The following is a 12,900-nucleotide window of genomic DNA, read 5'->3' as shown; positions in this document are numbered from 1 at the left end:
AGGTCGCTAAAGGTGCAACCAGTCCCGTCGATGCCAACAACGAATCCACATCCACATCGATGCGCTCCCAAGGGGGTGTCGATACCCACATACAGGAGCACATCTCATGACCGGAAAGTTGCAAGTCGTCTCATTCGCCGCGTTCGTGGCAGTACTACTCGTCTCGGGCCTGGTGCTGACCACTTCCCGTGCCGCATTCACCGCACAGACCGTCAACGACAACAACAGCTTCGCGGCCGGTTCGCTGGCGCTGACCCACGACGCCCCCACCTCCGCCAGGTTCAACGCCTCCGGCTGGGTCCCCGGCGACAGCGCCACCGAATGCTTCGACGTCACCTACAACGGCGACGCCAGCTCCAACAGCGGGGTCCGCCTGTTCGCCGCGAACCTGACCGACGTCGACGGTGCCGCCGACGCCGGTGCGGCGGCGACCCTGTCCGATGACCTCGACGTCGTCGTCGACGTCTACGCCGCGGGCGAGACCTGCGCCACCGGCGTGCCGACCGCCACCACCGTGTACACCTCCGGCACCCCGGTCGGCAGTGACGGCACCCTGGGCGGCTTCGCAGCCGACCACACCGGCTACGTCGACGGTATCGACCCGTCGTGGACCCCCGCAGGCACCCCCGAGACCCGCGCCTTCCGCATCCAGGTGACCCTCGGCGCCGACACCGCCAACGACGCGCAGGGCGACTCCGCGACCGTCGACTTCGTCTGGGAGATCCAGGCCGGCGTCTAGTCCATAGCACGCAGACAGCAGGGACGGGCTCCGACACCTCGGGGCCCGTCCCGATCCACGAGGGGAAAGGACGGTGACCGAGATGGCTGGTGCATCACCCGATGCGACCGTCTCGGTCCCTGTCGTTTCCCGGTCACGACCCGACAACAGGCTGTTGTGGCGTCGGGTCGTCGTGCTGGTGGCGGCCGCCACCTACCTCTGGGTGCTGGTCTGCCTGGCACTGTGGGTGCTCGGGCCCATGGTCGGGTTCCGCTGGCAGCCGGTGATGATCGACGCCGGGTCGATGACGCCCGCGATCAACCCCGGCGACGTCGTCCTCGTCGACACCGACGCCGACGTCGACGACCTCAGCCCGGGCACGGTCATCACCTTCGAGGACCCGGCGTGGGACGACCTGCTGGTCACCCACCGCATCGTCGAGCAGCTGGACGACGGGGCCTATCGCACACGGGGCGACGGGTCTGCCGTGGCCGACTCGACGTCGATCCAGCCCGAGGCGATCCTCGGTTCGGGCCGCCTGCTGGTCCCCTTCATCGGCCTGCCGATGTTGTGGGTCGATCAGGACCCGACGGCCGCCGGGGTCTGGGTTCTGATGACCCTCACCGCATGGCTCGTCGTTGCCCGGGTCAAGGAGCTGGCGCGGCCGCTGACCGGCGGGGACGCCGACGCACCGGCCGGAGGCACGTCGGCCCGACGACGCCGGCCACGTGGCCGCATCGCCCGAGCCGCCCGGCGAGTGTCGGGCGGTCCGACTCCCATCGCGGGCCTCGTCCGCCGTTGGGGTCCGACCACGCTGTCAGCGGTGACCGCCGGCCTCCTTGTCACCGAGCTCGGCCCGCTGCCGATCGCCTGGCCGCTGTTCATCCTCCTCGTCGACCCGTGCGGTCCGCACCTGCCGATCGGCCGGTGGCACCGCAGGTGGCGAGAGGGACGCGTGACCCGTCGGCTGGCCCCGGCGCCCCTCGGCGGCACCGCCCTGTCGGTCGTGATGGTCGTCGTGACCCTCGCCTCCACCGCGACGTTCGTGGCCGCGAGCGCAAACCCGACCAACAGCTTCGCCGCAGCAACGCTGGCGCCACCGACGAACCTGACCGCGACGCAGAGCTGCAGCGGCACCACTCCCACGGTGACCCTGAACTGGACCCCGACGGCCTCCCCTGACGCGGACGGGTACAGCCTGACTCGCGGTGCCACGAACCTTGGTCCCGTGACGCCGGGGACGGCGTCCAGCCATGTCGACACGGGCACGGCCAACAACACCGCCTACACCTGGACGCTGACCACCCTCGACGGCGACTGGACGTCCACCCCGGCGACGGTCAGCCTCACGACGAACTGCTCGGTCCCACTCTCGGCCATCGTGGCCCAGAACGCATCCGGCGAGTACCCGATGACCGTCCCGAGTTACGTGCAGGTCGGCGACCTCCTCGTGGTCTTCCTCGGCGCTGATGAACACCAGAACCACAGCGCACCGGCGGGCTGGACCCTGCACCGCAGCAAGGACGCCTTCGCATCCAACCAGTTCGTTCGCCTGTGGTACCGCATCGCCACGGCTGGCGACGCGGGCACCACCCAGACCTTCACGGTGCGGGCGGGCGTGGGCGCCGCCACGATGCTGGTGTACGACGGCGTCGACCAGTCCTCGCCGTTCGTCTCCACCTCCGACCACCAGGACCCGTCCACAGCCACCCTGGTCCAGAACGAAGTGACCACCGCTGACCCCGACACCACCGTCGTGGGGCTGTGGTTCCAGTCGACGTCCACCACGATCACGCCGCCGGGCGGGATGGCCGTCCGGGCACAGGGCACAGCCGGGACCCGGACCATCCTCGCCGCCGACGAGGTCGTGGCCGCGGTGGGGCCGACCGGCACGCGAACCGCGACGTCGGCCGCGAGCTCGGCGTGGGGCGGGTTCCTCGTGGCGCTGCGGCCGGCGTCGGGTGGCTTCGCCTCGGTCCGCAGCGCCATCCCACCGGCGGACGGGCGCAACGGCCGGCTCGACCCCGACGCCCTGGCGTCGATCACCGACCACCATCGGCTCCAGGGCGATGCCGCTGTGGCGTTCCTGTCGATGGACGCGGCGATCCAAGCCGACCTCGGCCTCAGCCTGACCGATCGGATCACCGACTCCTACCGGACCTACGAGCAGCAGGTCGATGTTGCCGCACGCAAGGGGCTGTACTCCCAAGGAGGGCTGGCCGCGACACCCGGAACCAGCAACCACGGGATGGGTCGTGCCGTCGACCTCGACGTCAGCGGAGGCGTCGGGCAGTGGTTGGTCGACAACGCGGGCCGCTACGGGTTCAGGACGATCCCTCGGGAGCCGTGGCACTGGGAGTACGTCAGATGAGCACGCGCAGTTCCGCCACCCCCGAGCCCGAACGCGACGGCACGACTTGGTCCGCCGCTCGCACGTGGCGGCGGGTCCTCGTGCTGGCCAGCGCCGCCACCTACCTGTGGGTGCTGTTCCTGCTCGCGATGTGGGTGCTGGGCCCGATGGTCGGGTTCCGCTGGCAACCGGTCATGATCGACGCCGGGTCGATGCTGCCGGTGATCCAGCCCGGCGACGTGGTCCTGGTGGACACCGATGTCGACGTGGCCACCCTGGACAGGGGCACGATCATCACCTTCGACGATCCGGCATGGCCTGACATGCTGGTCACCCACCGGATCGTCGAACGGCTGGACGACGGCTCGTTCCGGACTCGCGGCGACGGGTCCGGGGTGGCCGACTCCACCGCCATCCAGCCCGACGCGGTGATGGGGGCCGGCCGGCTGCTGGTGCCCTACATCGGCCTGCCGATGTTGTGGTTGCGCGACGCGCCGGCGACCGCAGCCGTCTGGGCGCTGCTCACCATCACCGCCTGGGTCGTGGTCGCACGGATCAGGGACCTCGTCGACCCGAACGCCCCGACCGAACACGCCCGGACCACGCGACGCCCGACCGGCCGCCTGTCACGCGTGCTCGGTGGACCGGCAGCGGTGGCCGGGCCTGTGCGACGCTGGGGACCCACGACCCTGGCTGCGGTCACCGCCGGCCTGGTCGTGACCGAGCTCGGCGTCCTCTCCGTCCTCTGGCCGTTGCTGATCCTGCTGATCGACCCGCGCGGCCCGCAGCTGCGCCTCGGCCGGTGGCGTCGCTCGTGGACGGAGGGCCGCCTGACCCGCCGGTTGAAGCCCGCTCCCTTCAGTGGGACCCTCACCTCCATCGCGATGGTGGTGGTCACCCTTGCCTCGACCGCGACCTTCGTGGCGGCCACCGCCAACCCCTCCAACAGCTTCGCGGCAGCGGTCCTTGCCCCGCCCACCAACCTGACGGCCACCCAGAGCTGCAGCGGTACGACCCCGACGGTCACGCTGGACTGGACCGCGACCACGTCACCGCAGGCCCAGGGCTACGCCCTGCAGCGGACGTCCTCCCCCCAACGCCGGATCGACCCCGCCAGCACCCAGACGTTCGCCGACACCACGGTCAGCAACAACACCACTTACACGTGGGGACTGAGTGCCTACAAGGGGACCTGGCGGTCGGCACCTGCAACGGTAAACCTGACCACCAGCTGCAGCGCGCCGGCCCCGACCTTCGTGACCAACACCTCGTTCCAGCCGCTCGGCAGCAGCGCCACTCACACGGTTCCCGGCAGCGTGCAGGCCGGCGACCTGCTGGTGGTGTTCACCGGTACCGGTAGCGGCACCGTCAACGCGCCGGCCGGCTGGAACCTGCTCCGCGCCGACGACGAACCGGTCGAGGGCGCCTATACCCGGGTGTTCTGGCGCATCGCGACGGCGGGCGACCCCGGCACCGGCTACACGTTCACCTCCGGCGGCAGCACCTATGCCGGCGCCTCGGTGATGCTGGCGTTCCGCGGCGTGGACCAGGTCCAGCCCTTCGACAGCCACACCGGCGTGACCTACATCAAGCAGGACATCCTGACCGCACCCTCGATCACGACATCGGTCGCCAACACCCGGCTGCTGACCCTCCATTTCCACGAGGAGGGCACCGATCGTGGCAACACGATCACCCCGGACCCGGCGATGACGGAGATCTACGAGGACTGGAGCCTGTCGCGGACCATCGAGGTGGCCCAGCAGTCGATCGCCGGTACCGGCGCAACCGGCACCAGGACCGCCACCGCGTCGATCAACGACGACGGGATCATGGTCATGCTGGCGATCCGTCCGACCCAGTAGCCCGGCCGCCGCGCTCGCGACCGCGCACCGTGCCTACTGAGACGGTCAGGGACGCAACCTGACCGGCAGGGTCTCGAGACCCCGGAGCACACGGGTCGTCCGACGACGGGCCGGGCCGGTCTGGCGCAGGTCGGGGAACCGGCTGAGCAGCTGGGCGAAGGCCGTCTGCGCCTCCAGCCGGGCCAGCGGAGCGCCCAGGCAGTGGTGGACCCCGGAGGAGAACGCCAGGTGGGCCTTGGCGTTGGGACGGGTGACGTCCAGGACGTCGGGCTTCTCGAAGACGTCGGGGTCGCGGTTGGCCGCCCCGAGCAGGACCATGACCGAGGTGCCACCGGGCAACGTCGAGCCGGCCAGGTCGGTGTTCTCCCACGCCAGCCGACCGGTCATCTGCACCGGGCTGTCGTAGCGCAGCAGCTCCTCCACCGCGTTGCCGACGGTGTTGTCGGGGTCCTCGGCGACGATGCGCAGCTGCTCGGGATGGCGCAGCAGGGCGAGGGTGCCCGAGCCGATCAGGTTGACGGTCGTCTCGAACCCCGCCCCGAGGAGGAGGATCGTGGTGGCGACCAGCTCGTCGTCGGTCAGCCGGTCCTCGCCGTCACGGGCGGCCAGCAACCGGCCGAGCACGTCCTCCCCCGGGTCACCCGCCTGCCGACGCTCCTCGAACAGCCCGGTGATGAAGGCGCGCACCTCTGCGCCGGCGGTCTGGATGCGCCGTTGCATCTCGGGTGGGCGGACGGGCTCCAGCGACAGGGCCAGCGCGCTGCCCCACTCGGTGAAGCGGTCGGTGCGGCCTTCGGGGATGCCCAGCATCGAGCAGATCATCCGGATGGGCAGCGGGGCGGCGAGGTCGGCGATCAGGTCGACCTGCCCGCCCGCCCGTTCCTTCGCCTCCGCCGCATCGATCAGCTCGGCGGTGATCACCTCGGCCTGTTCCTCCATCCGCATCGTGGCGCGAGGGGTGAAGGCCTGGGCGACCAGGCGGCGGATGCGGGTGTGACCCGGCGGGTCGGTGTCGAGCAACGACGGGGAGAGGGGGCTGTCCCAGCGCAGGTGCGGCGGCAGCTCGGTGCCCGAGGGCGCGCCGACGTGCAGGTCGCGCAGCGCCGCGTCGGCCACGGCATGGGTGGTCGAGACGGCCAGCCCCGGGAAGCGGCTGGTCAGCAGCGGACCACGAGCCCGGAGGTCGGCGTAGACCGCGTAGGGGTCGCGAAGGAGCTCCTGCCCCTCCAGCAGCCGGGACGTGGGGTCACCGGTGACGCGCATGGCGGTGCGAACGGCGGTGTAGGCCAGGTGCATCCCCTGCTGGCGCAGGCGGTCGGTGAGGGACGGACGGGAAGTGGAGTCGCTCTTCACAACGACGACCCTAGTGCGTGGGTGGCCAGGAAGCGCGGCGGGGTCTCGATCAGCTGTTCCCGTGTGCTGGCATGCCCGACGGCAGCCAGCTCGCCGATGGCGGCGAAGTCGAGCAACCCGAACCCTTCGACCGGCGGCCGCAGGTACCAGTCGACCCGTCCTGCCGCGTCCTTGGTCGTCGCGGTGTTGGTGATCGATATCGAGCGCATCAACGTCTCGGCCAGGCGCGGGGCCGACGTCGCCGTCCGCTCCCAGGGCGACAGCCGCTGCCACAGCGACCCCCAACCCGACAGGCTGTAGTCGAAGGGCGGCACGACCCAGTCGGGGTCGGCGCTGCCCACGTCGACGGCGATGACCCGTTCGATCCCCGGCATCGCCCGCATCCGAGCCGTCGGCAGGTTGTCGACGAGGCCGCCGTCGACCAGCACGTCGCCGTCGTGGAAGACCGGGGGCAGCAAGCCGGGGATGGCGGTGCTGGCGCGGACGGCATGCATCAACGACCCCGAGGCGTGGACCTCCGCCCGACCCTCCGACAGGTTGGCGGAATGGCACGTGAACGGGATCCACAGGTCCTCGATGGCGGTCCGACCGAAGAGCGTGCGCATGGAGTTCGTCCAGTTGCGCCCGCTGGTGAGGGCATGGACGGGCAGCGTGTAGTCGATGCGGTCGATCGCGGCCCGTGCCCGCGCGGTGATCGCGTCGGCGTCGTGACCCATCGCCAGCAGGCCGGCCACGATCGCCCCGCCGCTGACCGCAGCCACCGCGTCGACGGGCACCCCGGCCTCGGCCAGCGCCCGGATGACCCCGATGTGGGCCAGGGCTCGGGCACCGCCGCCGCTGAGCACCAGCCCGACCCCGTGCCCGGTGAGCAGCCGTGCCACGCGCAGGTAGTCCTCGTCGGACCCGCGCCTTGCGTGGTAGCAGGCGCGCAGGTCACGTGGGGCCGTCCACCGCGATGTCCAGCGGGCGCCGGCAGTACCGGGCGGATGGATCAGCAGCACGGCCCTGTCGGACCGTCGGCTTCCCGGGTCCTCTGCCAGCCACCGTTCGACCGGTCCGGGCTCCGGCGAGGATTCGGCGGCGGCGACGACCAGCACCAGGTCGGCCTGTCGCAGGCACCGTTTCGTCCATGGGGTCAGCTGCGGATCGGCCTCGTAGCAGACGATGGCGTCGGAGGCCTCCTGCTCGTTGAGCCACAGGACAAGGTCGTCGTTGCGGGGGTCCTCGCGGGTGATCGAGGCGATCCCGCTCGAGCCCAGCTGGGCGTCGACCCGGTCCCTGTCGAGGTGGACGGTGGGGCCGAACGTGGCCAGGGCGCGCACGAGGGCCTCGCTGACGTCGCGCTGCGGCACCGTCGCGTCGGCCGGGACGAGGGCCACCACCAACCCGGCGGTCCGATCGGCGTCGTCGGACCCGGTGCGCAACCTCGTGATGATCGGCGCCGCGAAGTGCTGGACCATCGCCTCGGGGTGACGCCGGAGGAGGGCGCCGAACGCGTCCCGTGACAGCCGTGCGACGAGGGTGTCGCGCAGCGCCTGCACCGTCGCGGTCCGGGGCTCGCCCGTCAGCAGCCCGAGCTCGCCCACGGTCTGGCCGCGTCCCGAGGAGATGCGGTTGGTGTCCCCGGCCGGGCTGATCCCCAGCCGACCGCTGACGATCACGTACAGCGCGTCGGGTTCCTCCCCGACCGCCATCACGATGTCGCCGCTGTCCAGCGGCACGAGCTCCAGCTCGGCAACGACCTCGTCCAGCACCGAAGGCGCGAGCCCGCCGAAGACCCCGGTCCTGCGCAGGAGGTCGTGCAGGCGGTCGGTCGACGCGGTCATGCCGGCGAAGTGGCCTGGTGGTAGAGCGACGTCACCTTGGCGGCCACGACACGGGAGAGGTTGAGGAACAGCCTGGCGGCGACCGCCGGCTGCTCCTCCATCAGCGACATGACGGCCTTCTCGTTGAGGCTGAGGACCTTGACATCGTCGGATGCGGCGTGGACGTCGGACAGCCGTTCACCGTGGAGCAGGAACGCCAGCTCCCCCAGCACGTCGCCCCTGGAGGCCACCGCGACGACACGTTCGTCCTCCCTGACCTCCAGCAGGCCCGCCAGCACGATGAACATCGTGCGGTCCACCGCACGCTTCTGGATCACCAGGTCGCCCTTCTCGCAGGTGATCACGAAGCTGCGGCGCATGATCTGGTTGACCGCGTCGTCGGAGAGCCCCTCGAAGATGGGTGTGGTCTCCTCGTGGCTCTCCGCCAGCAGCCCGAAGGTCCGGGCCCAGTCCGCGGCGGCATCCCCGGGGACGGGCTGGACCGTGGGTGCGGCGGGCAGCAGGGCGAGGATGTCCGTCGGCGGGTCGGGCCGGAAGTCCTCGCCGGAGAACTGCAGGAGCGGCGAGCTGATGGCCGCGAAGTGGGCCAGGTCCTCCACGACCACGACGAGCGGGACCAGCAGTCCCATCATGATGTCGTTGTACGTCGTGGCGTAGGTCCGGTAGCCGATCATCGTGTAGAGGTTCAGCAGGTGGGGCTGGCAGTCACAGAAGGTCAGCCGTGCACCCTGCTCGATGGAGAACCGGGCGATGTGGGCGAAGAACTCCACGGGCACCATCGAGCCCCGGTACTCCTTGCGCACCATCAGCCGGGAGAAGACGACCATCTGCTCGTCGCGCACCACCGGACGGAAGTGGCCGAACTGGTAGGTCTCCTCGAACTCCTCGGGGAAGGGCGCGTCCCCGCCCCAGTGGATCCGCAGGGTGCCGGCGAGCTCGCCGTCGACCGTGGCGTAGAGGATCCGTGCGGTGTCGTCGTTGGCGTCGGTGAGGACCTGGCGTTCGTGGTCGACGGCCGGGCTCTCCAGGTTCATCTCCCGGCTGTAGATGTCGTACCTGAGCCGGTACACCGCCTCGCGCTCGTCCTCGGTCTCGGCGTACCTGACCTGGATGTCCACTGATGGCCTCCCTCGTTCGGCCGTCCGAACGGTAGTCCCTGGAATGCGGCCGCGTGGCCGCCGGCACGAATCGACGGTGACGCCGTGGACCACGCCACCACCGCGTGACCCTACGGAGGCAATTCGTCTCCCTGTGCGAACAACGGCATGCGTTGTGTCCGTCCGGTGGGTTTTCGGTGGACGAACCGAAACTCCACGAGGGGCGACGGGTCGTAGCGACGTTCACCCAAATCGACAGGAGCACGAAATGACCGCCACGACGACCACACAGGGCATCACCCGGGTCCTGCGGACCGCCTCGGTCCGTGACCCCCTCCACGCCATCGGCGGTGGCGGTCGGGTCTTCGTGCAGGTCGGTCGTGCCTGGTGGTTCGCCGGGTTCCTCATCGCCCCCGTCGAGCTGGGCGAACGCCTGCGCTATGTCTCCGACGACATGGTGACGGTCAGCGCGGTCGTGGTGTCGATCGAGGAGTGGGACACCACGGCCGCCTGACCGTTCTCTCCGGACCTGTCGATTCGCCTCGGCACCGTTCGTCGTATGGGGTGACGGCGCAGAGGACGTCGTCGCCACCAACAAGGGAGAACGCCATGCCGAAGTACCTGCTGACCTACAAGGGTGCGGCCACGGACACCGCCGACATGACCCCCGAGCAGCACGAGGCCGTGATGGCTGCCTGGGGCGAATGGATCGGCCGGACCGGCGACGCGCTGGTCGACGTGGGGTCCCCGCTGGCGGAGTCCACCTCCGTCGTGGACGACGGCACCGAGGGCACCGCCACGCCGCTGTCGGGCTACTCCATCATCCAGGCCGACGACATCGACGGCGCCAAGGCGCACGTGAAGGGCCACCCCTTCCTCAGCGACGGCAACGGCAACTTCGCCGTCGACGTCTTCGAGATCGCCCCGATGCCGGAGATGTAGCCCCCCACCTCGGTGGGGTCACGAGCGTGCCGGCAGCCCCAGCAACGCGCCGTGCTCCACGACGAACGCCTCGACCTCGGGCGCCAGCCGGTCCGGTCGGATGCTGGCGGTGTACCGGTGCATCGCGGTGACGATGGCGGCGACGAGTACCAGCTCGACGATGCCCTCCGGGCGCAGGTGGCGATCCAGCGCCGCCACCAGGTCCTCCTCGAGGGTCGTGGCCCCACCGGCGGTCGCCCGGGCCAGGGCAAGGGCGGCCGCCACGGCGTCATCAGGGCTGCCGTCGCGGTCGTCCCGGTCACCGACACGAGCCAGTTCGCCGGGGGACACCCCGCCCCGCACCGCAAGGAACGCCATGTGGCTGGCCAGGATGGTGTTGCCGACGGCACGCGCCTGGACCCAACCGAAGGTGGCCTTGAGCCCGGGATCGACCGCCGGGTCGACCCCACCGGTCAGCATTCGTTCGAGCATCCAGTGGACGAACAGGCGGCGGGCCTTGCCGCGGTGGAGGGTCTCCATCCAGTAGGGCACGAACCCGGCGGCGTCCTGCAGGGCGCGACGCTGCTCGCCCTTCCGCTTCGGCACGTCGGCCAGGACCCGGCGGGCGTGCGCCTCCGCGGCGGGGACCTCTTTCACCATCAGCAGGCGAGGCTGGGTCACGAGCCGTTCGCCCTCGTCGAGCCGGTCACCCTCCTGTTCGTGCTTGCCGGGGCTCCAGCCCGCCGACGCCGTCAGCGGGTCGCCGGCGGCCTCCTGCACGGCGGTCTCCAGGGGCACCCCGAGGGTGTCGAACAGGCGGTTGAGCAGGCCCATGCAGACGGTGACCAGCACGATGGCCTCCAGGTCCATCGCGTCGTGGTGGGACTCCAGCTCGGCCACGGCTGCCTCGATCCGGTCCGGCGGCATCGTTCCGACCGCCCTGCCGTAATCCACGACCGCCCGGCTGGCGGGGTCCAGCCGCTCCGGCGTGCTGACCGAGGCCACCCTGCCGTCGATGGTCGGCGCATCGGCCGGGCCGCGGACGACGCTGCCCATGATCGCGGTGTGCGCCGTGCAGTAGCTGCAGCCGAACGCCCGGCTGGCGGCATGGGCGGCCAACGCCCGGGTGTCGGGGCTGACGGACCGGCCGAGGTCGACCGCCGGGACGTCGAACAGGGCCGGCACCGACACCATCGTGCTGTGCAGCGCCGGCGGCCAGACCTCCAGCAGGCCGAAGGAGTGCGGGATCACCCCGAGGATGCGTGAGACCAGCCCGGTCGGGCCCGGATAGCGGTAGGCGATCTCCTCCCGCGACACCGAGTGCGGTCGAAGCGTGGACACGAGGGTCGGCATCGGGTTCCTCCTCAAGGAGCCCTGACCCTACGCCCCACGTCCGACCTCGTGAAGGCGCTCCGAGATTTGGGGCTTGTCCCCACCGCCGATCCATGGATGACTGTCGGTGACAGGTCGTTCACCGAACGGTAGGGGATGCCATGGGCAGGATGATCGTCGTGGGGGCCGTCATGGCGATGGTGCTCGCCACCATCCAGGTCGGGCCGGCCGTGGGCCAGGACAACGGGGCCGGGGCGTTCCTCCGTGTGGTCGACGAGGCCGGCACGCCGCTGGAAGGGGTCCAGGTCCGCTGGACGAACGGCGGCCCGCTCCAGCTCTTCGACTGGACGTGGACCGACGAGGACGGCAAGGCCTTCCTCTACGACGAGGGCGACATCGCCGTGCGTTTCGAGCCCTCGGGCGCCCACGGCTCGGTGATGTGGCTCGGCGGCACGGCCGGTCGTTCCGGATCCACGACCCTGTCCCTCCGCAACGGCGCATGGCTCGACGAACAGACCGTCGTCGTTCCCGAGGGCGGCTCGATCAGCGGGACCGCACGGCTGACCGACGGGACCGCGGTCCCGTGGACCTGTGGCCTGGTCCGCACCCCCGGCGGTGACCTGGTCACCCGCGGGTGGGGCGACGAGGACGGTCGCTGGGCCACCCGCGAGATCGTCCCGGCCGGCGAGTACGTCGTGGAGTTCCAGCACTGCGGATCGACGACGACCTGGGGGTGGCATGGTGGCGACTCGCTGGCCACGGCGACCAGGGTGACGGTGGCCGCCGACGCCGACACACCCGGCATCGACGTGTCCCTCGATCCCGCCACGCGACCGACCGACGAGCTGCCCGGTCGCCCGACGAGCGACGCGGAGGTGCTGGCCCAGCACGAGCTGCTCAACCGCTTCCGCCAGCAGATGGGCCTGCAGACCCTGCAGCTGGACTGGACGCAGGTCGAGGCCAACCGGCTGCACGCCCGGTACAGCGTCGCCACCAGCAGCCAGGCACACGACGAGGACCGCTCCAGCCCGTGGCACACCGAGGAGGGCTACCTCGGGTCCGTCACCAGCGGGCTGGGTGGACCGGAGATCGTGCGGGACCTCGCCCAGGCGCCGTTCCACTGGTTCAACGCGCTCAACCCCTACTCGCGCTGGGCCGGGATGGGCGGGTGGCGCGGCGGCAACCGCCAAGCAGGCGGCCTCCACATCCGTCCGGACTCACCCGAGGAACGGCCCGCTGCGGCAGACGACGTCGACTGGCCGATCGTGTGGCCCGCTGACGGGTCGGTCGCTGCCGGCAGGACCCACAGCGGCGAGTTCCCTCCCCCTGCCGGTGCCTGCGGGTGGCACGACCCGACCGCCTTCATCGAGTTCGGTTTCCCGATGATGGTGCAGATGGACCATCACAGCCCCTAGGTCCACGTCACGAGCCACGAAGT

At 70.8% G+C, this 12,900-nt stretch carries 10 protein-coding genes; 6 read left to right on the top strand and 4 right to left on the bottom strand.

Annotation, left to right across the window (positions count from 1 at the left end):
- The first annotated feature begins 106 nt into the window (after positions 1-106).
- The 3 genes from DVS28_RS01835 (at position 107) to DVS28_RS01825 (ending at position 4,933) form a co-directional block, all read left to right on the top strand.
- Positions 107-739, top strand: a complete 633-nt coding sequence (locus DVS28_RS01835) for a hypothetical protein (RefSeq protein WP_164709815.1) — start codon at positions 107-109, stop codon at positions 737-739.
- An 82-nt stretch (positions 740-821) separates the two neighbouring features.
- A complete protein-coding gene (locus DVS28_RS01830; protein ID WP_164709814.1) occupies positions 822-3,089 on the top strand; it encodes a signal peptidase I in 2,268 nt (755 codons plus the stop codon).
- Positions 3,086-4,933, top strand: coding sequence for a signal peptidase I (locus DVS28_RS01825; protein WP_114589934.1), 1,848 nt, complete (start codon positions 3,086-3,088; stop codon positions 4,931-4,933). The genes DVS28_RS01830 and DVS28_RS01825 overlap by 4 nt, the downstream gene beginning before the upstream one ends.
- Positions 4,934-4,978: 45 nt before the next feature.
- On the opposite strand, the gene DVS28_RS01820 is transcribed toward DVS28_RS01825, so the two are convergent.
- Genes DVS28_RS01820 through DVS28_RS01810 form a run of 3 tightly spaced genes read right to left on the bottom strand, consistent with a single transcriptional unit; the run spans position 4,979 to position 9,230 of the window.
- On the bottom strand, positions 4,979-6,286 hold the full coding sequence (locus DVS28_RS01820; RefSeq protein WP_114589933.1) for a cytochrome P450: 1,308 nt from the start codon (positions 6,284-6,286) through the stop codon (positions 4,979-4,981).
- Complete coding sequence (locus tag DVS28_RS01815) at positions 6,283-8,112, bottom strand: cyclic nucleotide-binding and patatin-like phospholipase domain-containing protein (RefSeq protein ID WP_114589932.1); 1,830 nt, start codon at positions 8,110-8,112, stop codon at positions 6,283-6,285. Before DVS28_RS01815 ends, DVS28_RS01820 begins: the two co-directional genes overlap by 4 nt.
- Entirely contained in the window at positions 8,109-9,230 is a 1,122-nt protein-coding gene (locus DVS28_RS01810) for a cyclic nucleotide-binding domain-containing protein (RefSeq protein WP_114589931.1), read from the bottom strand. The genes DVS28_RS01815 and DVS28_RS01810 overlap by 4 nt, the downstream gene beginning before the upstream one ends.
- 247 nt (positions 9,231-9,477) lie before the next feature.
- Between DVS28_RS01810 and DVS28_RS01805 the strand changes: the two genes are divergently transcribed.
- The gene (locus DVS28_RS01805; RefSeq protein WP_114589930.1) at positions 9,478-9,723 is read left to right on the top strand and encodes a hypothetical protein; all 246 of its coding nucleotides are present in this window, start codon (positions 9,478-9,480) and stop codon (positions 9,721-9,723) included.
- A gap of 95 nt (positions 9,724-9,818) precedes the next feature.
- Positions 9,819-10,151, top strand: coding sequence for a YciI family protein (locus DVS28_RS01800; protein WP_114589929.1), 333 nt, complete (start codon positions 9,819-9,821; stop codon positions 10,149-10,151).
- A gap of 18 nt (positions 10,152-10,169) precedes the next feature.
- Here the strand turns inward: DVS28_RS01800 and DVS28_RS01795 are convergent, their stop codons facing one another.
- On the bottom strand, positions 10,170-11,483 hold the full coding sequence (locus DVS28_RS01795; protein WP_114589928.1) for a carboxymuconolactone decarboxylase family protein: 1,314 nt from the start codon (positions 11,481-11,483) through the stop codon (positions 10,170-10,172).
- Between the two features lie 140 nt (positions 11,484-11,623).
- On the opposite strand from DVS28_RS01795, the gene DVS28_RS01790 reads away from it, so the two are divergent.
- Entirely contained in the window at positions 11,624-12,877 is a 1,254-nt protein-coding gene (locus DVS28_RS01790; RefSeq protein WP_164709813.1) for a CAP domain-containing protein, read from the top strand.
- Positions 12,878-12,900: the final 23 nt, after the last annotated feature.

The organism is Euzebya pacifica (genome assembly GCF_003344865.1).
GTDB classification, from domain to species: Bacteria; Actinomycetota; Nitriliruptoria; order Euzebyales; family Euzebyaceae; genus Euzebya; species Euzebya pacifica.
Note: the sequence above shows the minus strand (reverse complement) of the source record. Positions and strands in the feature narration are given on the sequence as shown.

Coding starts and splice junctions, on each gene's coding strand:
- DVS28_RS01790 (WP_164709813.1), top strand. CDS start 11,624: ATGGGCAGGATGATCGTCGTGGGGGCCGTCATGGCGATGGTGCTCGCC.
- DVS28_RS01800 (WP_114589929.1), top strand. CDS start 9,819: ATGCCGAAGTACCTGCTGACCTACAAGGGTGCGGCCACGGACACCGCC.
- DVS28_RS01825 (WP_114589934.1), top strand. CDS start 3,086: ATGAGCACGCGCAGTTCCGCCACCCCCGAGCCCGAACGCGACGGCACG.
- DVS28_RS01805 (WP_114589930.1), top strand. CDS start 9,478: ATGACCGCCACGACGACCACACAGGGCATCACCCGGGTCCTGCGGACC.
- DVS28_RS01815 (WP_114589932.1), bottom strand. CDS start 8,112: ATGACCGCGTCGACCGACCGCCTGCACGACCTCCTGCGCAGGACCGGG.
- DVS28_RS01835 (WP_164709815.1), top strand. CDS start 107: ATGACCGGAAAGTTGCAAGTCGTCTCATTCGCCGCGTTCGTGGCAGTA.
- DVS28_RS01795 (WP_114589928.1), bottom strand. CDS start 11,483: ATGCCGACCCTCGTGTCCACGCTTCGACCGCACTCGGTGTCGCGGGAG.
- DVS28_RS01830 (WP_164709814.1), top strand. CDS start 822: ATGGCTGGTGCATCACCCGATGCGACCGTCTCGGTCCCTGTCGTTTCC.